The sequence below is a fragment of the Micromonospora sp. NPDC049114 genome, from assembly GCF_040648635.1.
Taxonomy (GTDB): domain Bacteria; phylum Actinomycetota; class Actinomycetes; order Mycobacteriales; family Micromonosporaceae; genus Micromonospora.
Map to the genome: position 1 here is coordinate 1,392,634 of NZ_JBEZEA010000001.1, position 23,382 is coordinate 1,416,015.

The 23,382-nt window shown below is 69.7% G+C and carries 22 protein-coding genes, 1 tRNA gene and 1 riboswitch; of the genes, 13 read left to right on the plus strand and 10 right to left on the minus strand.

Features of this window, described 5'->3' with window-relative positions; genetic code table 11:
- The first annotated feature begins 66 nt into the window (after positions 1-66).
- The 7 genes from AB0B39_RS06670 (at position 67) to AB0B39_RS06700 (ending at position 4,977) form a co-directional block, all read left to right on the plus strand.
- Positions 67-300 (plus strand): hypothetical protein, encoded by a 234-nt coding sequence (locus AB0B39_RS06670; RefSeq protein ID WP_357491571.1) that lies wholly within the window; start codon positions 67-69, stop codon positions 298-300.
- Positions 300-647, plus strand: a complete 348-nt coding sequence (locus AB0B39_RS06675; RefSeq protein WP_357491573.1) for a hypothetical protein — start codon at positions 300-302, stop codon at positions 645-647. The genes AB0B39_RS06670 and AB0B39_RS06675 overlap by 1 nt, the downstream gene beginning before the upstream one ends.
- Complete coding sequence (locus AB0B39_RS06680) at positions 647-1,018, plus strand: RRQRL motif-containing zinc-binding protein (RefSeq protein ID WP_357491575.1); 372 nt, start codon at positions 647-649, stop codon at positions 1,016-1,018. Before AB0B39_RS06675 ends, AB0B39_RS06680 begins: the two co-directional genes overlap by 1 nt.
- Positions 1,015-2,190 (plus strand): bifunctional DNA primase/polymerase, encoded by a 1,176-nt coding sequence (locus AB0B39_RS06685; protein WP_357573670.1) that lies wholly within the window; start codon positions 1,015-1,017, stop codon positions 2,188-2,190. Before AB0B39_RS06680 ends, AB0B39_RS06685 begins: the two co-directional genes overlap by 4 nt.
- Positions 2,187-3,287, plus strand: a complete 1,101-nt coding sequence (locus AB0B39_RS06690) for an AAA family ATPase (RefSeq protein WP_357573671.1) — start codon at positions 2,187-2,189, stop codon at positions 3,285-3,287. Before AB0B39_RS06685 ends, AB0B39_RS06690 begins: the two co-directional genes overlap by 4 nt.
- 242 nt (positions 3,288-3,529) lie before the next feature.
- Positions 3,530-3,787 (plus strand): excisionase family DNA-binding protein, encoded by a 258-nt coding sequence (locus tag AB0B39_RS06695; RefSeq protein ID WP_124857467.1) that lies wholly within the window; start codon positions 3,530-3,532, stop codon positions 3,785-3,787.
- Positions 3,788-3,789: 2 nt separating this feature from the next.
- Positions 3,790-4,977 (plus strand): tyrosine-type recombinase/integrase, encoded by a 1,188-nt coding sequence (locus tag AB0B39_RS06700; RefSeq protein WP_357573672.1) that lies wholly within the window; start codon positions 3,790-3,792, stop codon positions 4,975-4,977.
- An 89-nt stretch (positions 4,978-5,066) separates the two neighbouring features.
- Here the strand turns inward: AB0B39_RS06700 and AB0B39_RS06705 are convergent.
- Positions 5,067-5,140, minus strand: a tRNA-Gly gene (locus AB0B39_RS06705).
- 33 nt (positions 5,141-5,173) lie between these two features.
- On the opposite strand from AB0B39_RS06705, the gene AB0B39_RS06710 reads away from it, so the two are divergent.
- On the plus strand, positions 5,174-5,821 hold the full coding sequence (locus AB0B39_RS06710) for a protein phosphatase 2C domain-containing protein (RefSeq protein ID WP_357573789.1): 648 nt from the start codon (positions 5,174-5,176) through the stop codon (positions 5,819-5,821).
- 75 nt (positions 5,822-5,896) lie between these two features.
- Entirely contained in the window at positions 5,897-6,604 is a 708-nt protein-coding gene (locus tag AB0B39_RS06715; protein ID WP_357573674.1) for an AbiV family abortive infection protein, read from the plus strand.
- A gap of 438 nt (positions 6,605-7,042) precedes the next feature.
- On the opposite strand, the gene AB0B39_RS06720 is transcribed toward AB0B39_RS06715, so the two are convergent.
- Complete coding sequence (locus tag AB0B39_RS06720; RefSeq protein ID WP_357573675.1) at positions 7,043-8,011, minus strand: helix-turn-helix transcriptional regulator; 969 nt, start codon at positions 8,009-8,011, stop codon at positions 7,043-7,045.
- A complete protein-coding gene (locus AB0B39_RS06725) occupies positions 8,008-8,289 on the minus strand; it encodes a hypothetical protein (protein ID WP_357573676.1) in 282 nt (93 codons plus the stop codon). Before AB0B39_RS06725 ends, AB0B39_RS06720 begins: the two co-directional genes overlap by 4 nt.
- 1,317 nt (positions 8,290-9,606) lie before the next feature.
- Here AB0B39_RS06725 and AB0B39_RS06730 point away from each other — a divergent pair.
- The gene (locus AB0B39_RS06730) at positions 9,607-10,599 is read left to right on the plus strand and encodes a hypothetical protein (RefSeq protein ID WP_357573677.1); all 993 of its coding nucleotides are present in this window, start codon (positions 9,607-9,609) and stop codon (positions 10,597-10,599) included.
- A 553-nt stretch (positions 10,600-11,152) separates the two neighbouring features.
- A complete protein-coding gene (locus AB0B39_RS06735) occupies positions 11,153-12,136 on the plus strand; it encodes a zinc metalloprotease (protein WP_357491585.1) in 984 nt (327 codons plus the stop codon).
- Between the two features lie 78 nt (positions 12,137-12,214).
- Here AB0B39_RS06735 and AB0B39_RS06740 read toward each other — a convergent pair whose 3' ends face one another.
- The gene (locus AB0B39_RS06740) at positions 12,215-12,772 is read right to left on the minus strand and encodes a pyridoxamine 5'-phosphate oxidase family protein (protein ID WP_357491587.1); all 558 of its coding nucleotides are present in this window, start codon (positions 12,770-12,772) and stop codon (positions 12,215-12,217) included.
- A 99-nt stretch (positions 12,773-12,871) separates the two neighbouring features.
- Between AB0B39_RS06740 and dcd the strand changes: the two genes are divergently transcribed.
- Entirely contained in the window at positions 12,872-13,450 is a 579-nt protein-coding gene (gene dcd / locus AB0B39_RS06745; protein ID WP_234588933.1) for a dCTP deaminase, read from the plus strand.
- A gap of 60 nt (positions 13,451-13,510) precedes the next feature.
- Here the strand turns inward: dcd and AB0B39_RS06750 are convergent, their stop codons facing one another.
- On the minus strand, positions 13,511-14,551 hold the full coding sequence (locus tag AB0B39_RS06750) for an NlpC/P60 family protein (RefSeq protein WP_357491589.1): 1,041 nt from the start codon (positions 14,549-14,551) through the stop codon (positions 13,511-13,513).
- Positions 14,552-14,564: 13 nt separating this feature from the next.
- A riboswitch (cyclic di-AMP (ydaO/yuaA leader) is annotated at positions 14,565-14,701 on the minus strand.
- 234 nt (positions 14,702-14,935) lie between these two features.
- On the opposite strand from AB0B39_RS06750, the gene AB0B39_RS06755 reads away from it, so the two are divergent.
- A complete protein-coding gene (locus tag AB0B39_RS06755) occupies positions 14,936-16,912 on the plus strand; it encodes a peptidoglycan recognition family protein (RefSeq protein WP_357573678.1) in 1,977 nt (658 codons plus the stop codon).
- Positions 16,913-16,973: 61 nt separating this feature from the next.
- Here AB0B39_RS06755 and AB0B39_RS06760 read toward each other — a convergent pair whose 3' ends face one another.
- The 5 genes from AB0B39_RS06760 to AB0B39_RS06780 all read right to left on the minus strand — a co-directional run bounded on the left by AB0B39_RS06760 (position 16,974) and on the right by AB0B39_RS06780 (position 23,352).
- A complete protein-coding gene (locus tag AB0B39_RS06760; protein ID WP_357491593.1) occupies positions 16,974-17,987 on the minus strand; it encodes an NlpC/P60 family protein in 1,014 nt (337 codons plus the stop codon).
- Positions 17,988-18,154: 167 nt separating this feature from the next.
- Positions 18,155-19,156 carry a hemolysin family protein gene (locus tag AB0B39_RS06765; RefSeq protein WP_357491595.1) on the minus strand — a complete coding sequence of 334 codons (1,002 nt, stop codon included), beginning with the start codon at positions 19,154-19,156 and terminating at the stop codon, positions 18,155-18,157.
- Positions 19,149-20,471: a hemolysin family protein gene (locus AB0B39_RS06770; RefSeq protein ID WP_357491597.1), complete on the minus strand. Its 1,323-nt coding sequence runs from the start codon at positions 20,469-20,471 to the stop codon at positions 19,149-19,151. Before AB0B39_RS06770 ends, AB0B39_RS06765 begins: the two co-directional genes overlap by 8 nt.
- Before the next feature lie 108 nt (positions 20,472-20,579).
- Positions 20,580-22,778, minus strand: a complete 2,199-nt coding sequence (locus tag AB0B39_RS06775; protein WP_357573679.1) for a (Fe-S)-binding protein — start codon at positions 22,776-22,778, stop codon at positions 20,580-20,582.
- A 310-nt stretch (positions 22,779-23,088) separates the two neighbouring features.
- Positions 23,089-23,352 (minus strand): cell division protein CrgA, encoded by a 264-nt coding sequence (locus AB0B39_RS06780; RefSeq protein WP_007454145.1) that lies wholly within the window; start codon positions 23,350-23,352, stop codon positions 23,089-23,091.
- Between the last annotated feature and the right edge of the window lie 30 nt (positions 23,353-23,382).

Here is a 23,382-nt window from a genome sequence, read left to right on the forward strand (position 1 = left end):
CCCAAGAACGCCCTCTGGAGGCTCACTGTGTCTGCCCTCGCCGCGACCGCGACCCCCGGAACCACCGTGATCGGAGTACTGATCCTCGCCGCCGCGATCGCCACGCTCTGTTACGCCCTCGGCTGCTGGCTCTGGCCGTTCGGAGCCTGCCGCAAGTGCTCCGGCACCGGCACGCGACGCTCCCCGTTCGGCCGCGCGTTCGGCCTCTGCCGCCGCTGCCACGGCGACGGACGCCGCCTGCGCGTCGGCCGCCGGATCATCAACAGCCTGCGCGAGTTGCACGGCAAGGGCACGCGCTGATGGCCGCCCGGACCATGGCCCGGTTCACCCGGACCGAGACGCCACACACCAACTGGTGCACCCGCGATCACCGGTGCGGGGTGGCCCTGCACCAGGCCCCGGACATCATCGCCGACGGGCCGCTCGGCGGCCGGGCCGTCATCACCCGCGTCCGCGCTGCCGACGTCGACTACGCCGAGATCCGCATCCGCGTCCCGCTCAGCCGAACCGAGGACACCGCCCGGCGGCAACTCGGCCTTGTGCTGCACCTGTGCCGCGAGTTGCTGGCCGCTGTCGCCGCGATCCGGCCCGCCGCCTTGCGAGGCCGGGCCACCGACCGGCCGGCGCTTGACCGGAGGGCCGGCTGATGTCGCGGATCCGGGCCGCCTACTGGGATCCCGACGCCGAGCGGCACGACGTCCCGACATTCTGGTGGCAGGGTGCGCCGGACGGCTACGCCACCCGCAGGCAGCTCCGGGCGCGCGGCCTGCGGCCGGGCGGTCAGCCGGTCGCCGCGCAGATCCTCTGGCGGGGCGTCGGCGGCACCCGGACCGCGTACCTGTACCGGCTCGACCTCGCCCGGCCCAAGCGCACCGCCACCCCGGCACAGCGGCGCGGGATCTCGGCCGCGCTGCGCGCCCGCCGCATCTGCCCGGCCTGCGGCGAGCTGCGCGACTACTACATCCCGCGCTCTCTCGGCGAATGCCTGGACTGCCACGACGAGCGGCCGGGCCGATGACCGGCGGGCACTGGATCGGCGCGAGCAAGGCCCTCGATCGCCTCGTGCCCGCCGATCTGCCCTACCCGCACATCTGCGACCGCACCGTCGCCGCCGAAGACACCGTGTCCGGTCAGCCGTTGCAGGTCGCCCGGTGGGAGAAGACCCGCTACTGCGCCGCCTGCGCCGACGAGAACTACCAGCGCGAACACCCGTCCGCACCCGACATCAGGAGGCCGAAACCGATGCCCGACAACGAATCCCTACGCGACGTGGCTCTCGCCGCCGCCGCGCGTGGCTGGCACGTCTTCCCCCTGCGTCCAAACGACAAGCGGCCCGCGTTTCCCGACCACCCCGCCGACGCCTGCACCGGCCGGGACCCGCGCTGCCGCAACGGGCACACCGGCTGGGAGGCTCGCGCCACCGTCGACCCCGACCGGATCCGGCGCGGCTGGGCCGAGACCCCGTACGGCGTCGGCGTCGCCTGCGGCCCGGCCGGACTAGTCGTCGTCGACCTGGACGTGCGCAAGCCCGACCAGGTCCCGCCGACCGGTTGCCCGTACCCGGCCGCGACGAACGGCATCGACGTGCTCGCCGCGCTGTGCGAGGCCGCTGGACAGCCGGTGCCCGACGGCACCTACACCGTGACCACCGGGCGGGGCGGCGCGCACCTGTACTTCCGACACCCCACCGGCGGCCCGGCTCTGCGCAACACAGCCGGGGAGCGCGGCAACGGTCTCGGCTGGCTGGTCGACACCCGCGCCCACGGTGGCTACGTCGTCGCTGCCGGAAGCACCGTCGCGGGCAACCCCTACGCGGTCGCTCGTAACCTGCCGGTCGCTGACCTTCCTGACTGGCTCGCCGAACGCCTCGCCCCCGCGCCGCTGCCGCCGCAACGCCCGGTCGCTGTCGACCTGCCGTCCGGCCGGACCGGCGCCTACCTGGACGCCGCGATCGGCCGCCAGCTCGACCACCTGCGCCACGCGGCCGAGGGCGAACGCAACCACACGCTCTACGTGTCCGCGGTCGCCCTCGGCCAGCTTGCCGCCGGGGGAGCGCTGTCCGTCGACCAGGCCGCCGCGCTGCTAGAGCAGACCGCACTGTCGATCGGCCTCAGCCGGTTCGAGACGCTACGCACGATCCGCTCTGGCCTCGCCGCCGGTGCCCGTCGCCCCCGGACGGTGGCCGCATGAGCGCCATGCCCGCCGACCGCCCGCACCTGCACGTCGCCGGACCGGACGACGCCGCCGACGTTCTGTCGCCCGAGGCGAAGCGGCCCGCTCGGATCCGCACGTCGTGGACTGCCGCCGACATCATGGCAATGGAGTTCGCCCCGCCCAAGTGGGCCGTGCCCGGTGTGCTGTCCGAGGGCGTGAACCTGCTCTGCGGCCCGCCCAAGGTCGGCAAGTCGTGGATGTCGCTCGGCCTCGGCCTCGACGTCGCCCTCGGCGGCAAGGCGTTCGGCGCGATCCCGGTCGAGCCCGGCCCCGTGCTGTACCTCGCCCTGGAAGACACCGCCCGCCGCCTGCAAAACCGGCTCGGCAAGGTTCTCGGCCAGCGCAAGGCCCCGGCCGGACTCACCCTCGCCACCGAGTGCCCGCCGCTGCCGCAGGGCGGCGACCAGGCCATCGCCGCATGGCTCGACCGCAACCCGAACGCCCGCATGGTCATCATCGACGTGTTCGCCAAGCTGCGCGGCCACTCCGCCCCCGGCGCATCCGCCTACGACGCCGACTACGCCGCCGTCGGCCGGGCAAAGAAGGTCGCCGACGACTACGGCGTTGCGTTCGTCCTGGTCCACCACGTTCGCAAGGCCGGATCCGACGATTTCCTCACCGAGGTCTCGGGGACCAACGGACTCGCCGGGGCCGCCGACGCCACCCTCGTACTCAAGCGGGCGCGTAACCAGGGTGACGGCGTGCTGCACGTGACTGGCCGCGACGTCGACGAGAACGAGTACGCCCTCACGTTCGACCCCGCCGCCGGGGCATGGCAAATGCTCGACGGCCCGGCCGAGGATCACCAGGTCGGCGAGACCCGCGCGACGATCCTGCGCTTCCTGCGGACCACCCCGGGCAGCACGCCCAAGGTCATCGCCGAGGGGGTCGGACTCGCCTACGACAACGTCAAGCGCACCTGTCAGCGGATGCTCGCCGACGGGCAACTCGCCGCCGACACCGGCGGCCGGTACCGAGTCCCCGGTGTCCCCCCTGTCCCCGCTGTCCCCCAACCCGCCTTGAGCAGCGAAAACGAGGGGGACACCCCGGGGACAGCCGGACTCTGGCCGTGACCCTGCCGAACATGCTGAAACAGGGGGTTATAAGGCTGTTTCAGCACAGACCCATACAAGGACACCGGGAAGCCCGGGATCTTGGCTCAGCGTGGCTCTCAGCGGGCCGCCATATGGCTCTCTGTCGACGCGGCCCGCCGCCCCTCGCCGAACCACTCTCGCCACCAAAGAGGCCGCTACTGGCCCCTCAACGCCTTGCCGCACCGCCCCTGATAGGCCGCACTGCCCGGAAAGGACACCCGATGGCTAAGCGGATCACCCAGAACGCGCCGGTTCTGGAACTGCCCGCCGAGTTGCTGACCATCGAAGAAGCCGCAAGCCGCATCGGCATGAGCGTGCGCTACGTACGCCGCGCCGTCGCCGAGCGACAGATCGCATTCCACCGTCTCGGCCGGTCGATCCGGATCGACCCCGCCGACCTGGCCGCGTTCGTCCACGCCGGACGAGTCGAGCCTATGACCGCAGAGACCGTTTGGCGCGGATTGAGGAGTGTCGCCTGATCATGGCAAACCAAGAGGGACACCGTCGATTCGGCAACGTCCGCAAGCGGGAGTCCGGCCGCTACCAGGCTCGCTATCCCGGCCCGGACGGACGGATGCGCTCTGCTCCGCAGACGTTCGCTCGCAAGTCCGAGGCCGAGAAGTACCTGTCGCTGGTCGAGGCTCAGATGATGCGGGGCGAGTGGATCGACCCTGAGCGCGGGAAGATCCGGCTACGCGACTACGCCGAGCGGTGGATCGCCGAGCGGCCGAACCTGCGGCCCCGAACCGTGCACCTGTACCGCTGGACGCTCGGCAAGCACATCACGCCGCACCTTGGCGACATGCCGCTCAACCGGATCGACACGCCCATAGTCCGCGAGTGGCGGGCACTGCTGCTGACCGAGGGCGTGTCGGTGACCATGGCCGCCAAGGCGTACCGGCTGCTGCGCGCGGTCCTGATGACCGCTGTCAAGGAAGATGAACTGATCAGGGTCAACCCGTGCCGGATCGTCGGTGCCGACCAGGAGAAGGCGGCAGAGCGGCCGGTCCTCACCGTCCCGCAGATTTTCGAGCTGGCCGAGCGGATGCCGGAGCGCTTCCGGGCGCTGATCCTGGTTACGACGTTCGGATGCCTGCGGTGGGGCGAGGCGGTCGCCCTGCAACGGTGCGACGTCGACCTGTCGGCCGGCACGGTGCGGGTGCGACAGGCGTTCGTCGAGCACCGGGGAACCGGTCTGATCCTCGGCCCGCCGAAGTCGCGAGCGGGCGCGCGCACCGTAGCTCTGCCCAAGGCGGCCCTGCCTGTGCTGAAACAGCACATGGGCAGCTACGTCGGCGAGGCACCCGAGGCGTTCGTGTTCACCGGCGAGAGCGGCCGGAACCTCTGGCGCGGCAACTTCAACAAGCTGGTCAAGTGGCCCGAGGCGGTAGCGGCGATCGGCGCGGCCGGGCTGCACTTCCACGACCTGCGGCACACCGGCAACACCCTCGCGTCGCGGGCACCAGGGGCGAGCCTGCGCGACATCATGGCGCGGATGGGGCACGACAGCCCGCGTGCCGCGCTGATCTACCAACACGCCAACCGGGAGGCCGACCAGGGCATCGCCGACGCGATCGACAAGGCGGTCAAGGCGGCCCGGCGCAAGCCGAGCAAGCGCAAGGTCAAGCGGGTTGCCGACGGCGACGGACCGGCCGCCGAGGCGAGCTAATGGCCCACTAATGGCCCATCCTGTTTCAGCATGACCTGGAACCACGGAAGCCCTGGCGGGACGTCTGTCCTGACCAGGGCTTCCGTGCGTGGAGCGGGTGACGGGAATCGAACCCGCACTGTCAGCTTGGGAAGCTGATGTTCTGCCATTGAACTACACCCGCAGGCGGCACCACTGTACCCGAGTCGTCGAACCGGTGCACCCAGCCACCCCCGCGCGCCTGCGCGGTTCCCCGGCTGATGTCCTCGGGCGGGCGGTGAACGCCGCCAATGACGCCCTTGGACGCCGGATCAAGACTGAGCCCGAGTTGGCGGGCATGGGCACAACCCTGGTTGCGATGCTCATCAGCGGGACAACCGCCGCGCTGGCCAACGTAGGTGACTCGCGGGCCCACCTGCTGCATGGCCAGGGCCCACAGCGGGGCCAGACCACTCAAATCACTGAAGATCACGTCTACGGCGGCCGCCTGGTGGCAGACGCGGCCGACGTACCCAATCTTCCTGAGCGACTGGCGCGTTTCCTGGACGGACGACTGGACGGCCGTTCGCCCGACATCACCTTGTTGACCTTGCAGTCCGGTGATCGATTTCTGTTGTGCTCCGACGGACTTAGCTCCTATGTCCCTTTGGGGTTGATACATGTCGCACTGGCTGCCACCCCGAGTCCAGCGGAGGCGGTAGACCGCCTGATCACGACAGCATTCGATCATGGCGGCCCGGACAACATCACGGTGGCCGTATCGACATCCAGTGCACAGACGGCTCGATCACTTCGCGGCAAGGGTGAGCGCGGCCAGTCCGCGATAGCACTGCGTACGGGTGATGATCGACCATCTGCGTCCTAGATGGAGGCTTGGATCACCGCCGACACGACTTCGTTTCACGTATCAGCGCACGAGTCCTCCGCCGATACTTGGATCATGGCGAAGACGAGCGAGAAGGAACCCGGGACCATCACGGCGGACTTCGCGCGGCGGTGGTGGAAGTCCCTGATGGCGAACACAGTCGCGCTAGTCGAGGACGCGGCGCTCCTCGCCTCCCATGACAGCCCCGGCCGGGCGCAGGCGCTGATCGTGCTCGCCATGGAGGAACTCGCCAAGGCGCGCTGGCTGTACGAGGCGGCCGAGCACCAGTGGACGGTTCCGCTCGGCCTCTACGGCCTCGAACCGAGGCCCGCGGGCGACGTGATCGTGCCGGAGGGGCTGAGCTCGACCCGACGGCCGCATACGGAGGAGCTGCAGGTGGCTGAGCAGTTCGCCTCGGGGCTCGCCGGGTTCTGGAGCCTGGACCGGCGGATGGAGTACTACGAGCGTCCCGACTTGGAGACGTTCACGGCCACGGCCAAGCAGCGCAACCTCGACAAGCAGGCGGGCTTCTACGTCGATCGGGACGGCGAGAGCATCACCAGCCCTCTCGCCATCACCGCCGGCGACATCGCGAACGCCATCCAGCGCACCGCCAAGGTGGTGCAGATGCACCTGATCGAGGACCACACCCGTCAACAGGATGCGCCCGACGCTTCATTGATCGACTCCGCCGAAGACCTGCACTGGGCGGTCATGCCGTACTCGGACCCCGAGCTGTTCGCGGACGTCGTCGCCAAGCACCCGCCGGGCGGAGGCGAGTAGGCCGACGCGCCGGATCGGATGGCCTGCTCAATCGGCACGACGCGGCACAGGGGTTGTCGTAGGTCTCTGGGCGGGGGTTGCGGGCTTGTCCGCGCGCGGCGCCGGGGGTGGGGCGGGATCTCCTCGTGTCGGCCGATCTCCGATCGACCGGGCCGCCCCAGAGACGGGCTGGTAGCCCTCTGGGCGACCGGCGCGGAGAGGTCCCAACCCGGGGTGACCACTTACCCACCTGGCACCTGTGGTCCCCGCCGCATCTCCGAGAGAGGCCCCGCCGGAGGCGCCGACATTGGAGAGACCGACCACGACGGCCCGGTGCCGGCCGACAACTCCCAGGCCCAGCCGTTTCTCGCTGGAAGCTACGGGCGGGCCAGAAGAAACCGGTGATGAGTCGAGCCGGCGGGTGAGGACGGCTATCCGCCTCACCCGCCGGCAAGCGTTCTACGCGATGACCTCGTTGTCCTTCGGGCCGTTCAGCCAGTTCAGCAGGCTGGTCCAGGGCTTGCGCTGGCGGTGCTTCCCCCGGTCTGTCGCGGGTCGGAGGGCCGCTGCGGGCGGCTGCCCGGGCGGGGGAATCTGGATTACCCCAGACGACGTGACCGGCCTCCCCGAGGTAAAGACTCGGGTGTTGTGGGTGGGGGTGACCGGTCTGGCCACGTTCGGCTGGCCCTTAAGGGCGGTAAGGGCGGCACGGGCGCGACGTTCCTGGTCGCGTAGGCGATGCAGGCGAGACAGCCAGAGCGCGGCGCGCTCCTGGGGGACGCCGCAGGCCAGCAGGTAGGCGAGGACGTGGCGTGGCCGCAGCGGAGCGCGACCGTTGAGCATCTCGTGCAGTTGCGAGCGGGTGAGACCCCCGGACACCTCGGTGCCCGGGAGGGTGATGAGCCGTGATCGGTCAGCGATCTTGCGCAGGCTCAGGCCTTTCTCGACCCGCATCTGATCCAGGGCGATCAGGAACTCCTCGATGCTGGTCACCTCGGCGGGGTCGGCGTCGACGTACCGGACGTCGAGGACCGGCAGGGAGGCGCGGCTGTCCATGGTCGTGTGCATCTGCACCGCCTCCAGGGAGAGGTGGCGCGACTTGGCCTTCGCCCTGGCCTTGGCCTCCTCCCGCGCCGCGCGCTTGTCGTGCTGCAACTGCTGGCGGACGGCCGTCCAGCGCCGCTTCCACTGCGCGATGCCCTCGTCTGCCACCCCACAGGCGCGGATGTACGCCTCGACGCACTTCCAGCTCGGGAACCGGAGGCCGCCGGCGGCGATGGACAGCGCCGAGATGGAGTAGAACGTGCGGCTGGCCATGGTGCGGTAGGACGGGCCTCCGGCCTCCTGGCGGAGCCGACGCAGCTGGAAGGCGAAATGCGCCACCGGTCCGGCCGACGGGTCCAGCGGCTTCTCGGGCCGGCCGGTCACCGGTCGACTCGCTGATGGTCGTCAGGCGTCTCAAGCTCGCGCTCCCGGCGCCGACCGTGGTCACCGAGGTAGCGGCGGATCGCCTCGCCAGCGAGGGTGCAGGCACCCGTACCGGCGACCGCGGACAGGGTGTTGTTGCCCAACTTCCAGAAGACGATGCTGAACACCATCAGCATCAGCACGGTCACGGTGACCGCGACGATGGCACTCGGGGCCGGGACGTCACCCGTGGTGGGAGACGTCCGCAGCCCGCCGGCCCGTGAACGCTGTGCGCGCACGAGGTGGATCCTCTCTACTGTGAGTAGAGGACCCGCAGCCCCCTCTGCGGGTCACCTACCCGGACGTGGGTCGTGAAGATGCGGTCAGTCCGGGTAGAGCCCGCCAGGTAGCCGCCCGACGGGGTCCTCGCTGACCGCCATCAAAGTCTCTCAGACCGACAGGACAGATCTCCGTCGCTACAGGCGTGAAATCTCTTCGACGCGCGGCGAAGGCGAGTTGTTTACTAGTTTTGCGCTGAACAACGGCGTTGGAGTTGTTTACTTATGCGCCACGGGGAGTTGCCGGACAGCATGTAAACAACGTTCTATAGTTGCAACTGCGGCGGACGTCCGGGTACGGCTCGGATTCACGTTCGCTGCTTACCCGAAGACGCTCTCTCAGGACGTGGGTCGTCACCGGGCTGGGGGGGTCGACCGTAGCCGCGGATCGGCCCCCACTACGTTCACCAGGAAAAACTTAGCCGCTTCCCCTATGTGACTGATCAGTAACACGGCGAACGGGTCACACCGTTCGCCACTCGGGCGAGGAGCGCTCACTCGATCGGCCCATAGAGGATTATCGCAGCGTACCCATTGGGCATTGTGTCGCCTGTCGCCCGAAGCGGCCCGCCAGCCGTAACAACCGCATTTGTCAACGGTTCTGCCCCTACATTCGTGTGTGACCGGGGCCACCCGCTGCACTCCCGACGAGCCAGCAGCGCATTTCTGATCAAAGTCAGCGGGAAACGAACTCGAACACGCGTACGTGCATGAGTCCGGCCGACCCGTCGCTTCGACCGGCACCGTGACCGCTTGCCCCGCAACGATCCGCCAGGCCTACAGCGTCCCAGTACTGCTGTACGGTTCGTGCCCGTGAAATGACACAGAGTAATGGGTGTGCTGGGCCTGGTCATCGCCGGTGGAGCCCTCGCGGGCTGGGGCGCCAGCGCCCGTCTCGCCCACTCCCGCCACCACCCAGCGGGTCGCCCACCACGACCACGCTCACGTACCCGAACGGTGACCCGTACCGACACGGCCCACGGCCCTCCCGCTCCTGAGCGCCGTGGTCGCCGTCCGTCTCCGGTCACGGTGACGTCCCGGCGAGCTCGCGTTGGCGGAGCTGTATGCCGGGGCGTCAGTCGGTGGTTGCTGCCCGAAGGGCCGCCTGTAGTACAGGCTGCGGTGTCTTCGCCGAGCACCGCCTCCCGACCCACCCGCGTCCGAGCTCCGACGGAAGCCCTCAACGGCCCCGTTCCCATATGCGGCAGGATGATCGACCGGGCCAGATCATGCACGTCCAGCGCGACTACCGACGCACGGACTGCCGAAGGAGATGCGGTGACCGACGAGACCATGGAAAAGCCTGCTGGCGATAATGACGAGGGCGAGAAGCGCATCGAGCTCACTCCGGAGCAGACGAAAGCCCTCCGCAGTTCCATGGCGAGCATGCTCGACGCGCAGGCGGCGTGGAAAAAGCAGATCTCCGGCATCTTCGCCAGCGACGCCTTCAAGAAGAACACCCTCCCGGCCCTGTCGAACGTCGGCAGGATCGCCGAGCAGCTCACCAAGAACCTCGACCTGGGCGGCATCGCGGAGTCGCTGGCGACCGTATCCAGGATCACCTCGACGTTCGCCGAACAGCAGTCCGCCCTGTTCAAGAACCTTGGACCGGCGATCGCGGCCATGCGGTCCAGCTTCTACCCGCCGAACCTGCGCGCGATCGAAGGTCTGAAGTTCGCGAACGTGGAGACGGTCGTCATGGTGGAGGGCATCCCGTTGTACGGCCTGCCGCCCAGGGCCACCGCCGACGCGCTGATCCGGGCCAGCGGGGCGAGCGAGCGCCGGCGGATCCTCGGCGCCCGGTGGGGGACCATCTCGGCCGACTGCCGCACGGTCGTCGTGGGCTGCACGTCGAAAGCGGTCGCCCCGTACGTCCCCTTTGCCGTGGCCGCGCTCGACGCCTTGGACGCCGGCCATACGGCAGCGGCACAGGCGCTTGCCGGCTCCCTCGTCGACGCCATCGTCACCGCGTACTTTGGGAAGGATCGCTACAAGTACACGCCCGACCGGAACGGCAGGCGCACCAAGGAAGCCTACGACGAGTTCAACATCCGGCAGTTCATTGCGTTCGCCCCCATGTGGCAGGCATACCAGCAGTTCTTCGTCGCCAACGGCGACAAGGTGCCTGCGACGTTCAGCCGCAATGCCACCGCGCACACGGTCAGCCCGCGCCAGTTCAACCGGCGCAACGCGGTCCAGGGCCTCATGCTCGCCTGCAGCCTGCTGTATCGCCTGGACGAGGAGGCCGCTTCGCTCGATGCGGAAGCGTGAAACGTCCTCCGGTAGCACCGGTCCTTGCATAGGACACGGAAATCCTGGCCGGATAGCCTAGCCGGGGCAAACGCCGTCACCCAGTGGTCGCTCGGGGACGGACCAGCAGGCTTTGCCCCGGCGGTCCATCAGGACCACCACCAAGGACTTCGAACGCCGACCATTCAGCGCCAGCCTTCTCGCAAGGTCGTCAGTCACCGGCCAACCCGAAGATCCTCCGTACTGCCAAGATCCGCCGGTTGTCGTTCCCCGGGCTGAATCGGCAGAAGCTGTCGGAGCACCTCAATAGTCGCTACCGGCGCGGTCCGAGCTGGGACATCACTGAGCTGATCATCGGCTGCCTGCCGGACAGTTGTGACACCGCGAGCATCCGCGCCCTCGCCGCCGGCTGGTACCAGTGCCCCCGCCGGCAGTGGACGCCCTCACCTCGAAGAAGTTTCCGGACGGCAACATATGGCCATTCTCAAATGCATTGATGGGTTGTAACGTCTGCCACACGTTCCAGCCATGGCGTGACACACCCCCTGCCGCGCCACCAGAAAGAGGTGGGCCCATGGGACTCCGTCCCAACCTGCTGACCCGGCGTGCCGCCGGTGTCGCGTCGACGACCCTCGCGCTGCTGCTCAGCACCGCTGCGGTGGGCGTCGTTCCGGCCGCTTCGGCCTTCTCCGCGGCGCCGGGCGGCGCCTGTGCGGAGCCGGCCGACAGCCAGGCCAACGCTCGGGTGAAGCCCGGCGCGGCGGCCACGCACGACCCGAACGAGCTGACCGCGAAGCAGGTCCGGGAACGCGACGCCGACCTCGCGGCGGCGCTGCGTGAGCGCGCCAACTTCCGGGCCGGCGCCGGCGCCACGACGCTGGCCACCGTCACCATTCCGGTGGTGGTGCACGTGATCCAGGAGGACAGCACCCGGGCCGGCGGCAACATCCCGGACTCGATGATCACTTCGCAGATCAGCGTGCTCAACCAGGCCTACGCGGGCGGGACCGGCGGCGCTGCCACCGCCTTCGCCTTCCGGCTCGACAAGATCAACCGGGTGACGAACCCGTCCTGGTACCCGATCGTCGACGGCTCGTCGGCGGAGCGGTCGATGAAGTCGTCGCTGCGGGTGGGCGGCAAGAACACGCTCAACATCTACCTCGGTGAGCTGAGCGACGACCTGCTCGGCTGGGCGACCTTCCCGCAGCGGAAGCTGAGCAGCATGGACGGCGTGGTCGTGCTGAACGAGTCCCTGCCGGGTGGCACCTCCACCAACTACAACCAGGGCGACACCGGCACCCACGAGATCGGTCACTGGCTGAACCTCTACCACACCTTCCAGGGTGGCTGCGGCGGCTCCGGTGACGGCGTCAGCGACACCCCGGCCGAGGCGTCGCCGGCGTACCAGTGCCCGACCGGGCGGGACACCTGCTCGGCGACCGGCCTGGACCCGATCACCAACTTCATGGACTACACCTACGACTCGTGCATGTACCAGTTCACCCCGGGTCAGGCGAGCCGCATGCTCACCGCGTGGAACGCGTACCGCGCGGCGTAACTCTCCTCGCGTACACCTGGTGCCGGCTCCGTCACGACGGAGCCGGCACCGGCGTTCTGTGGGACAACAGGGCCGTGGTCAGGCGGCCGTGCACTGGACGTCACGGCTGCGCCGGGCCGGGCGCGTCTGCGGTACGGGGACCGGCGCGGCCGGCGCGGGCGGGGCTTGCGGGTCCAGCCAGACCCGCACGGCCGGACGGCTCGGGGCGACACCCGGGACGCCTGCGGCGTGCTGCTCGCGACGGGTCAACATCGCCACGTCGACGGTGAACTCGAACAGCCGCCAGTCGACCTGGGGCTCGGCCCGGGCGCTCTGCGCCAGTCGGGCCACCTGGACCGGGTCGGTGACCGGCCAGGCGTGGCCCGCCACGTACGCCTCGTCGTCGCTCTCCTCCGGGGGGAACGAGTGCAGCGCGTAGCGGCCGTCCCGTTCGAGGTCGCGGCGCTTCGGCGAGTCGATGATGAAGCAGAAGAGACCCTCGTCGGTGATGACCGGGGAGACCGGATGGACCCGGGGCCCGCCGTCGGCGCGGACCGTGGCCAGGTAGCCGAAGCCCGGCCCGTACTGCTGCAGGAGAACGCGGATCCCGTCGGCGAGGCGGGGCTCGTCGGCGGCGAATTCGGACCAGGAAGCCATGCGAGCATTCTATCGAACAAATGTACGAGCAGCGACCTCGACGCGCTGGTCACCGGCACCGAATCCGGCCGATCCGGCCGACGCCGCTATGGTGGTCCGATGCTGCTCTCCGACCGCGACCTGGTCTCCGAGATCAAGGCCGGCACGCTGGGCCTGGAACCGTTCGAGCCCACCCTGGTCCAACCGTCCAGCATCGACGTACGACTCGACCGGCTGTTCCGGGTCTTCAACAACCATCTCTACACCCACATCGATCCGGCCATGCAGCAGGACGACCTGACCTCGGTGGTCGAGGTGCCCGAGGGCGAGCCGTTCGTGCTGCACCCGGGGGAGTTCGTGCTCGCCTCGACGCTGGAAGTGATCTCGCTCGGCGACCAACTCGCCGGCCGGCTGGAGGGCAAGAGCTCACTGGGCCGCCTCGGCCTGCTCACCCACTCCACCGCCGGGTTCATCGACCCGGGCTTCTCCGGTCACGTGACGCTGGAGCTGTCCAACGTGGCGAACCTCCCGATCACCCTCTGGCCGGGCATGAAGATCGGCCAGCTCTGCATCTTCCGGCTCTCCTCGCCGGCCGAGCACCCGTACGGCTCGGTGGTCTACGGCTCGCGTTACCAGGGCCAGCGGGGGCCAACGCCGAGCCGCTCCTGGCAGAACTGGCGTGCCTGGCCGACGCGCTGACGCACGACGAGGGCCCGCCGCGACGAGATCGCGACGGGCCCTCGCTGTGTCCGGCGTCGGTCAGCCGGGACGGCCGTAGCTGTGGATCGGCCCGTCGTCGACCTTCTTCATCTTGATGGGCACACCGGCCTGGGAGGCGTGCACCACCCAGCCATTGCCGACGTACATGCCGACGTGGTGGATGTCGCTGTAGTAGAAGACCAGGTCACCGGGGCGCAGATCGGCCCTGCTGACGTTCTTGGTCACCCGGCTCTGCGCGGCGGCGTTGTGCGGCAGAGACACACCGGCCTTCGCCCACGCGGCGAGCATCAGCCCGGAGCAGTCGTACGAGTTCGGACCCTCGGCGCCCCACACGTACGGCTTGCCGATCTGAGCGCAGGCGAACTTGACCGCAATGCCCGCGCCGCCGCCGGGGTAGCTGGCCGGGCAGGGCGCCGGACGCAGGGGACCGCCGCCGCCGTTGCCGTACACCTTGAGGCGCAGCTTCTGCAGCCTGTCGATCTCGTCGTTGATCTGCTTCTTCTTCGCCGCCAGCTGCGCTTCGGTCCGGGTCAGCTGGGCCACCATCTCGTCGAGCGGCGCCTTCTGCCGGGCCAGCTCGTCGCGGAGATCGGCGACCTGCCGGACGTCCTGCTGCTGGTTGTGGGCGAACCGGTCGAGCATTTCGAGCTGCCCGACCACCTCACCGGGCGACCGGCTGCCGAGCATCGTGTTGACCGTCGACAGGTTCTCGCCCATGTACGCGCGCACGGCAAGCGCGCTGACCTTGTTCATCGCGGCGTCGACCTGGCGCTCCAGGGGCGCGATGCGGGCGGCGAGCGCGTCGGCCTGCTTGCGCTTGGCGGCCAGGTCCGCGCGGGTGGCGTTGTGCCGTTCGATTACCGGTTCGAGCTTGTTCCAGTCGGCGTCGATCTGGCGCTCGATCTCGGCGACGGACGGGTCCGCGTGGGCCGCCGTGGCGCTGCCGGTCAGGACGACGGCAACGCCGACCAGTGCGGCGAGGGCGGTGGTGAAGCGGGACCAGCGTGGACGCGGCACTGTCGACGTCGGGTCGGCCGGGGCCGACCGTTCGGACGACGGCCGCGGGGCATGGAGGGCCACCGGGGTTCCGTACTCCTTCTTCCCGACCGCCTACCGGGTTAGCTGACGGGTTCGGGCGGGAAGTTGGCGCCCTACCGCATTGGCTGCGGATTCACCCCGGGGGAACCTGGGTCCCCGGCTCGCTCGAAAGCGACTCGGCGGTGTCGGTCCGTTACCGCCCGGGATGGGCGGACCTGCTACCGGGCCGACAAATGACCAGAGTAGAGACGGCCGTTACCGATCCGCAACCCGTGCGGCCGTGACACTCCGTACCGATTGGAGGAGATCACCGAGCGTGTGTGAAGGTTTCTTTCGATGCAGTTTGATATATGGAAAGGTATTGACGCGGACTCCCGACCGGCGCGAAGGTGACCACACAGTTACCAGTCAAATCTAGGGGGTTCGATGGAACGTCCAACCCTGTCCGCCGGCCGGCGCGCATCGCTCGCGGTCGCGGTGGTCATCGCCACGGCCGCCGTACCGCTGAGCGCCGGCACCGCCTCCGCAGCACCCTCCGCCGACCGTCAGCAGCAGTACGCCGCCGCGTCGACCGAGTACGGCGTGCCGACCGCCGTGCTGCTCGGGGTCTCCTACCTGGAGTCCCGCTGGGACAGCAACGCCGGCACCCCGAGCACCAGCGGCGGCTACGGACCGATGCACCTGACCGATGCCCGCCACGTGGCCGCCCTACCCGCGCGCGGCCACCACGACGCCGGCGCCGAGGATCCGCGCGGCGACAACTCCCGTGCCCCCATGGCACCCGCAACAGCCACGGATCCCGCGCCGCCCACCGCCGCGTTGCAGACCGTCGACGCCGCCGCCGCGCTGACCGGGGCCGCCCCCGAGGCGCTGCGCAGCGACCCGACGACAAACATTCGGGGCGGGGCGGCGCTGCTGGCCGCGTACCAACGGGAGGTGGGCGCCCCGGTGGGTGCCGGCACCGACCCCGCGACCTGGTACGGCGCGGTGGCCCGGTACGCCGGCGCGGACAGCGCCGACGCCGCGGCGGCCTTCGCCGACGAGGTCTTCACCACCATCGGCGCCGGCGAGTCCCGCGTGACCGACGACGGCCAGCGGGTGACGTTGCCGGCCCGCACGGTCCAGCCCCAGCGCTCCTGGTTGGACCGGCTGGGCCTGCGACGACTCGCCCGCCCGGACGGGCTGGAGTGCCCACGGACCGTCTCCTGTGAGTGGATCCCGGCACCCTACGAGGCGTTCGGCGACGGCGACTACGGCAACCACGATCTCTCCGACCGGCCCGCCCGGCAGAAGATCGAGTACATCGTCATCCACGACACCGAGGCGAGTTGGGCGACCACGCTGAAACTCGTCCAGGACCCGACCTACGTGAGCTGGCACTACTCGCTGCGCTCGGTGGACGGGAACATCGCCCAGCACGTCAAGACCAAGGACGTCGCCTGGCACGCCGGCAACTGGTACGTCAACGCGAAGTCGATCGGGCTGGAACACGAGGGCTTCGCCGCGCAGGGCACCTGGTACACCGAGGCGATGTACCGGACCTCGGCGAAACTCGTCCGGCACCTCGCGCTGCGGTACGGGATCCCGCTGGACCGCCAGCACATCATCGGCCACGACAACGTGCCCGGCACCATCGCGTCGACAGTGCGCGGCATGCACTGGGACCCGGGGCCGTACTGGGACTGGACGCACTACTTCGACCTGCTGCACGCACCGCGCCTGGACACCGGCACCCCGGCCACCGGGCTCGTCCGGATCGACCCCGACTACGCGACCAACCAACCGGCGTTCACCGGTTGCGTCACCCCTGGGACGCCGTGCGCGCCGCGCGGCTCCTCGTCGGTGGTGCTGCACACCGCGCCGTCCGAGGACGCGCCGCTGGTCAACGACATCGCGCTGCGCCCGGACGGCACCCCGAACACGATGGACGTGTCGGACCACGGGGCCCGGGCCTCCGCCGGCCAGACGTACGCCCTGGCCGGACGGCAGGGCGACTGGACGGCCATCTGGTACCTCGGGCAACGCGCCTGGTTCCACAACCCGGCGTCCGCGCCGACCGCCAGCTGGACCGTCGGCGTGGTGGCCGTCCCGAAGCCCGGCCGGGCCACCATCCCGGTCTACGGTCGGGCGTACCCGGAGCAGGCCGCCTACCCCGAGGGTGTGCCGTACCAGGCGATCTCACCACTGCAGTACACGCTCGCCGCCGGTCAGCGGTACGCCGTCGGCGCGGTGCTGGCCGGTGAGTACTACCGGGCCAGCACGTTCGACGGCTCCTCGCCCGGCGACTGGACGGTGATCCGCGGCAAGAACCGGTACGTGCAGATCCAGTTCGGCCACCGCATCATGTACGTCGATCTCGCCGACGTGCAGCTCCTGCCGTCCCCGGTGGGCGCACCCCGCTGACGACGACAAACGACGAGGGCCCCCGGTCATCCGACCGGGGGCCCTCGTGACGTCAGCTGGATCAGCCGGGTCGGCGGAACCCGGCGATGGGCATGGTGTTGATGCTGGACACCTGCACCGGTTTGCCGGCACGAGGCGCGTGCACCATCTGGTTGTTACCCAGATACAGCCCGACATGGCTCAGGCCGGAGAAGAAGAAGACCAGGTCACCGGGACGGGCGTCGGCGCGCGACACGGCCTTGCCCTCGTTCCACTGGTCACCCGTGTGGTGGGTGAGGTAGATCCCGGCCGACTTGTAGGCGTACTGGGTCAGCCCCGAGCAGTCGAACGAGTTCGGGCCGGTGGCGCCCCAGACGTACGGGTCACCGACCTGCTGGCAGGCCGTCTTGATCGCCTTCTGGGCGGCGACGGCGAGCACACCGTTGATGGTCGGGCAGCCGACGGTCTTGACAGTGGTCTTGGGCATCGACGCCTCGAGCTTCTTGATCTCGGCGTCGATCTGCTTCTTCTTGGCCGCCAGCTCGTTCTGCTGCCGGGTCTGGGTGGCGATCAGAGCGTCGAGCTTCTGCTTCTCGCCGTCGTACTTGGCCCGCACGGCCAGCACGCCCTCGACCTGCTTGCGCTCCTGCGCGGCCAGCCGGTCGAGGAGGGTGAGCTGCTCGGTGAGGGTGTCCGGCTTGGCGCTGACGAGCAGCGCGCCGATCTCCTGCGACGGGCCCGACATGTAGTAGCGGGACGCGAGGTCACCGACCCGGTTGAGCGCCAACTCGCTCTGCAGGGCCAGCGGCTCGATCTTCTTCTGCAGGTCGGACGACTTCTTCCGGTTGACCTTCAGCTGCGCCCGGACCTTGTTGTACTGCTCGATGGTGGGCTCCAACTGCTCCCACTTCTTGTCGATCTGCGCCTCGATCTCGTCGACCGTGGGCTCGGCCTGAGCCGGCACGGCGAGCATTCCGGCGCCGACCGCGGCAGCGGCGACCAGCACGAGCAGACGGTGGGCGACCCGACGCAGACCGCCCGGCCGAACGGGCAGTCCCGGGGCGTGACGATGAGGGGGCATGGTTGCCACCGGCACCGACTCCTTTGCAACCGACCGCCGGGCGCCTCGCGTGAGGGAAGGGCCGAGGCAGACGACCCACAGCGGTCGGTGCCCCACATTAGGGAAGCGGTGGGCCGGAATCAAGGCGAGCCGAGTCACCGTCACTGTCACGCAACCGCTTGCACACCAAGGGTGTTCGTCAATTACCCAACGATTGCGGTCAATACGTCGTCGAGCGTGACCACTCCGAGCGGACGCCTACCGTCGCTGACCAGCACCATGTGCCGCCGTTCGCGGCGCATGGCCAGCAGCAGATCCGCCAGCGTACGTTCCGGTGGCACCACCGCCAGCGGTCGGTACACCTGGGCCGGCACCGGCGCCCGACGGCCCTGCCCGGCGTACCCGAGCACGTCCTTGACGTGCACGAAACCCAGGACACGTCGGGTGGACCGCTGCACCACCGGGAACCGGGACCGGCCGGTCCGGGTCGCCAGCACCTCCAGCGACGCCGGGGAGACGTCCTCGGCCACCGTGACCACCGTCGACCACGGCTGCAACGCGTCCGCCGCCGTCCGGGTGTGCAGGGCCAGGGCCCCGGTGATGCGGGCGTGCTCCTCGGCGTCGAGCAGCCCTTCGGTACGCGCCTGCGACACCAGCCCGGCCAACTCCTCGGCGGTGAACACCGTCTTCACGGCCTCGGTCGCCTCGATCCGCCAGAACGCCAGCACCCGGCGGGCCGCCCACTTCATCGCCAGCAGCAACGGCTTGGTGGCCACGCAGAAGGCCAGCATGGCCGGGCCCAGCCAGAGCGCGGAGACCTCCGGACCAGCCAGCGTGATGTTCTTCGGCACCATCTCGCCGACCACCGTGTGCAGGAAGACGACGACGCCGAGCGCCAGCACGAACGCCACCGGATGCACCGCGCGCTCGGGCAGGCCGACGGCGTGGAACGGTGACTCCAGCAGATGAGCCAGCGCCGGCTCGGCGATCGCCCCCAGGCCCAGCGAGCAGACCGTGATGCCGAGCTGCGCGCCAGCGATCATCAGCGGGATCTGGTTCATCGCCGACAGCGCCCAGCGGGCCCGCTTCGAGCTGGCGGCCAGCGGCTCGATCACCGTCCGCCGCGACGCGATCAGCGCGAACTCGCTGCCCACGAAGAACCCGTTGCCGAGCAGCAGCAGCACTGTCACCAGCAGCTCAGTCATCGGCGTCCGGCTCCGCCGGGCGCAGCACCCGGACCTGCTCGATCCGGTGCCGCTCCACCTCCACCACTGTGAACTCCCAGCCGTCCGCGTCGACTGTCTCGCCCGCCAGCGGGATGTGCCCCAGTTGCGCCATGAGGAAGCCGGCCAACGTCTCGTACGGCCCCTCGGGCAGTCGGAAGCCTGTCTGCTCGGCCAGCTCGTCGGAGCGCAGCACCCCGTCCACCAGCACCGTGCGCTCCCCACCCGGCACGGTCAGCTCGACCGGCCCGGTGTCGTCCACACTTGCCGGGTCGAACTCGTCGGCGATCTCCCCGACTAGCTCCTCGACCAGGTCCTCGATCGTGACCACGCCGTCCGTGCCGCCGTACTCGTCGACCACGATGGCCAGGTCGGCCCCGGCCGCCTTCAACGCCGCCAGCACGCCGTCCAGGTCCAGGCTCTCCGGCACGTACACCGGCTCCCGGGCCACCGATCCGACGATCGTCGACGCCCGCGCGGCCAGCGGCACGCCCAGCGCGTCCGGCACGCCGGCCACACCGGTGACCAGGTCCAGGGTCTCCTCGTACACCGGAAAGCGGGTCCGTCCGGTCCGCCGGGACTCCTCGAGCAGCTCGGCCACGGTGGCGGTGGCACGCAGCGCCACCACGTCGACCCGCGGGGTCATCGCCTCGGCCGCCCGTTTGTCGCCGAACCGGATGGTGCGGCGCAGCAGCATCGCCGTGTCCGGGGGCAGCGCGCCCGCGCGGGCCGAGATGGCGGCCAGCAGGCCCAGCTCCTCCGGCGAGCGGGCGCTGGCCAGCTCCTCCTGCGGCTCCACGCCGAGCGCCCGGACGAGGCGGTTCGCCGAACCGTTCAGGCCCCGGATCACCCAGCCGAACGTCCGGGAGAAGGTGTGCATCGGCCCGGCGGTGGCCAGCGCGGCGGGCATCGGTTGGGCGAGCGCCGCGTTCTTGGGCACCAGCTCGCCGAAGAGCATGGAGATGAGCGTGGCCAGGGCCAGCGCCAGGAACGGGGTGAAACGCTCGGTGCTGTCCCCGGCGACCGGTCGTAGCAGCGGGGTGAAGATCCGGGCCAGGGCGGGCTCGGCCAGGTAGCCGGTGAGCAGCGCGGTGATGGTGATGCCGAGCTGCGCCCCGGAGAGCTGGAAGGACAGCTCACGCAGCGCGGTGCGGACCGTCAGGGCGGCCTGGTCGCCAGCGGCGGCCCGGCGGTCGATCTCCGCCCGGTCGACCGTGACCAGGGCGAACTCGGCCGCGACGAAGAACGCGTTGCCCGCGGTCAGGGCTATGAAGCCGACCAGGGGCAACAGCGTCATCAAGAGCAGGCCGTCGATGTCGCCTCACCTCGGCGAGATTCTTGCACGACGGCGGCGGCCCCCGGAGGGGCCACCGCCGTCGATGTTCAGATCCCGGTTGTACGCGTCTCAGCCGGCGACCGGCGCGGACTCCTTGTCGCCCCGCGGCTGCTCCGGCTTGACCGAGCGCAGCAGCACGCTCGCCACGTCGATCACCTCGACCTGTTCGCCGGCACCCTTGCCGTTGACCCCGTCGTTGAGCATCGTCGAGCAGAACGGGCAGCCGACGGCGACGGTCTTCGCCCCGGTGGCCATGGCCTCCTCGACCCGGTCCACGTTGATCCGCTTGCCGATCTTCTCCTCCATCCACATGCGGGCGCCGCCGGCGCCGCAGCAGAAGGAGCGCTCGCTGTTGCGCGGCATCTCGGTGATCTCGCCCTCGATGGCGTCGCCGAGGACCTCGCGAGGGGCCGCGAAGATCCGGTTGTGCCGGCCCAGGTAGCAGGGGTCGTGGTAGGTCACGCCGCCGTCGACGGGCTGCACCGGCGTCAGCTTGCCGGTGGACACCAGGTGGGCCAGCAGCTGGGTGTGGTGGACCACCTCGAACTCGCCGCCGAGCTGGCCGTACTCGTTGCCCAGGGTGTTGAAGCAGTGCGGACAGGTCGCGACGATCTTGCGCTTGGCCTTCTCCCGGCCCTCGAACGCCTCGTTGAGCGTCTCCACGTTCTGCTGGGCGAGCATCTGGAAGACGAACTCGTTGCCGATCCGTCGCGCCGGGTCGCCGGAGCAGGTCTCGCCCTCACCGAGGATCGCGAACTTCACGCCGGCCTCGTTGAGCAGCGTGGCCACGGCGCGGGTGGTCTTCTTGGCCCGGTCCTCGAACGCGCCGGCGCAGCCGACCCAGAACAGGTACTCGAAGTCGTCCACCTCGCCGACCCGGGGCACCTCGAAGTCCAGGCCCTTGGTCCAGTCCTCGCGCGTGTTCTGCGGGGCGCCCCACGGGTTGCCCTTGTTCTCCAGGTTGCGCAGCATCACGCCGGCCTCGGAGGGGAAGCTCGACTCGATCAGCACCTGGTAGCGGCGCATGTCGACGATGTGGTCGACGTGCTCGATGTCCACCGGGCACTGCTCGACGCAGGCACCGCAGGTGGTGCACGACCAGAGCACGTCCGGGTCGATGACACCGCCCTCCTCGGCGGTGCCGATCAACGGCTTGTCGGCCTCGGCCAGCGACAGCACGTCCAGGTGCGCGAGCTGCGCCTGGGTGGCCTTCTCCTCGCCGGTCAGGTCCTTGCCGCCACCGGCGAGCAGGTAGGGCGCCTTGGCGTACGCGTGGTCGCGCAGGCTCAGCACGAGCAGCTTGGGCGACAGCGGCTTGCCGGTGTTCCAGGCCGGGCACTGCGACTGGCAGCGACCGCACTCGGTGCAGGTGCTGAAGTCCAGCAGGCCCTTCCAGGTGAACTGCTCGACGTGGGCGACGCCGAACTGGTCCTTCTCCGGGTCCGCCTCCTCGAAGTCGAGCGGCTTGCCCTGGCTCGTCATCGGGCGCAGCGCGCCGAGGCCGGAACCGGCCGGCTTGGTCGGCTCGCGCTTGAAGAAGATGTTGGGGAACGCCAGGAACCGGTGCCAGGCGACACCCATTGTGACGTTCAGGGAGATGACGATCAGCCAGGTCATCGAAATGGCGATCTTGATGAGCGCGGCGACGCTCGCCCCGTCCGACCAGTCGGGCAGCACCGCGCCGACCGCGTGACTGACCGGGGTGGCCCAGAACGGGTACTCGAAGTGGTCGGTGGCGACCTTGAAGCCGCGGATCAGCAGGCCGAAGATCAGGACCAGCAGCACGATCCACTCGACGAAGTAGCCCTGCCACATGGTCGAGCCGGTGAACCGGGACCGCCCGCCCAGCCGGTTCGGCCGGTTGCGCAGCCGGATCGCCATCAGCACCAGGATGCCGACCAGGCCCAGCACGGTGATGATCTCGGTGGCCAACCCGAAGATCGTCCAGTGCCCGATGATCGGCAGGCCGCCGGTCGGGGTGACCACCTCGAAGTACGCCTCGAGCACCAGCAGCGACAGCACGATGAAGCCGACCATCACGAACCAGTGCGCGGCACCCACCACGCCCCACTTGAGCATGCGGGTGTGACCAGCGGTCTCCACCAGCATCGTCTTCGTGCGGGCGCCCTTGTCGGCGAACCGCTCCGGAGCGGGTTGCCCCAGCCGGATGACGGCCGTCATCTTCATGACCGCGCGCACCGCCAGCCACACCGCCACGGCGGTGATGCCGGCCGCGAGGATCGTGGTGACGATCTGGACGCTGCCCATCGAGTTGGCCTCCCCGGTCTGCTGCCTGTCGAGCGGTTCAGCAACCGGGACCGGAGCAGGACGAAGCCGGCGTCGCGCCGCTTGCACACCTGCGACCGGACCGGTCGATGACCTCGCTCCGCTCGGTCATGCAGTGCAGCCTACGCGCAAGGTTACCCAGCGGTAACGTGAGTCATCTCGCAGTAGGCCACGCTGCCTGCGGACACCATAGGGTGCCCGGCCCGGTCCCGCCGGGCAGGGGCGTGGCGGGTGACCTGGATCCTTCGTCGCGGCGACGCCCCGGGCCAGGCCCAGCGACAGCCGGAGAGGCTCAGCGCCAGCGCGAGAGCAGCACCAGCGACGCGACCATCGCACCGAAGCCGACCGCGAGGTTCCAGTACTGCCACGAGGCGACCGGGTACTCCTGCTCGGAGAGGTAGTAGACGACCAGCCAGCCGATGCCCGCGACGATCAGGGCGACAGCGGTGATCGGCAGCCACACCGGGCTAGGCTTGCGCGACGCCGCCGTCGTCGTCGGACGGACGTCCGTCGGCGGGGTGTACACCTTCTTCTTGCGGACCTGAGACTTGGGCACGGCGCTCTCCAGAGGGGGTGACGACCTCGT

Coding starts and splice junctions, on each gene's coding strand:
- AB0B39_RS06740 (WP_357491587.1), bottom strand. CDS start 12,772: ATGGCTTCCTGGTCCGAATTCGCCGCCGACGAGCCCCGCCTCGCCGAC.
- AB0B39_RS06770 (WP_357491597.1), bottom strand. CDS start 20,471: ATGACGCTGTTGCCCCTGGTCGGCTTCATAGCCCTGACCGCGGGCAAC.
- AB0B39_RS06680 (WP_357491575.1), top strand. CDS start 647: ATGTCGCGGATCCGGGCCGCCTACTGGGATCCCGACGCCGAGCGGCAC.
- AB0B39_RS06685 (WP_357573670.1), top strand. CDS start 1,015: ATGACCGGCGGGCACTGGATCGGCGCGAGCAAGGCCCTCGATCGCCTC.
- AB0B39_RS06695 (WP_124857467.1), top strand. CDS start 3,530: ATGGCTAAGCGGATCACCCAGAACGCGCCGGTTCTGGAACTGCCCGCC.
- AB0B39_RS06755 (WP_357573678.1), top strand. CDS start 14,936: ATGGAACGTCCAACCCTGTCCGCCGGCCGGCGCGCATCGCTCGCGGTC.
- AB0B39_RS06735 (WP_357491585.1), top strand. CDS start 11,153: ATGGGACTCCGTCCCAACCTGCTGACCCGGCGTGCCGCCGGTGTCGCG.
- AB0B39_RS06765 (WP_357491595.1), bottom strand. CDS start 19,156: ATGACTGAGCTGCTGGTGACAGTGCTGCTGCTGCTCGGCAACGGGTTC.
- AB0B39_RS06675 (WP_357491573.1), top strand. CDS start 300: ATGGCCGCCCGGACCATGGCCCGGTTCACCCGGACCGAGACGCCACAC.
- AB0B39_RS06700 (WP_357573672.1), top strand. CDS start 3,790: ATGGCAAACCAAGAGGGACACCGTCGATTCGGCAACGTCCGCAAGCGG.
- AB0B39_RS06775 (WP_357573679.1), bottom strand. CDS start 22,778: ATGGGCAGCGTCCAGATCGTCACCACGATCCTCGCGGCCGGCATCACC.
- AB0B39_RS06690 (WP_357573671.1), top strand. CDS start 2,187: ATGAGCGCCATGCCCGCCGACCGCCCGCACCTGCACGTCGCCGGACCG.
- dcd (WP_234588933.1), top strand. CDS start 12,872: ATGCTGCTCTCCGACCGCGACCTGGTCTCCGAGATCAAGGCCGGCACG.
- AB0B39_RS06715 (WP_357573674.1), top strand. CDS start 5,897: ATGGCGAAGACGAGCGAGAAGGAACCCGGGACCATCACGGCGGACTTC.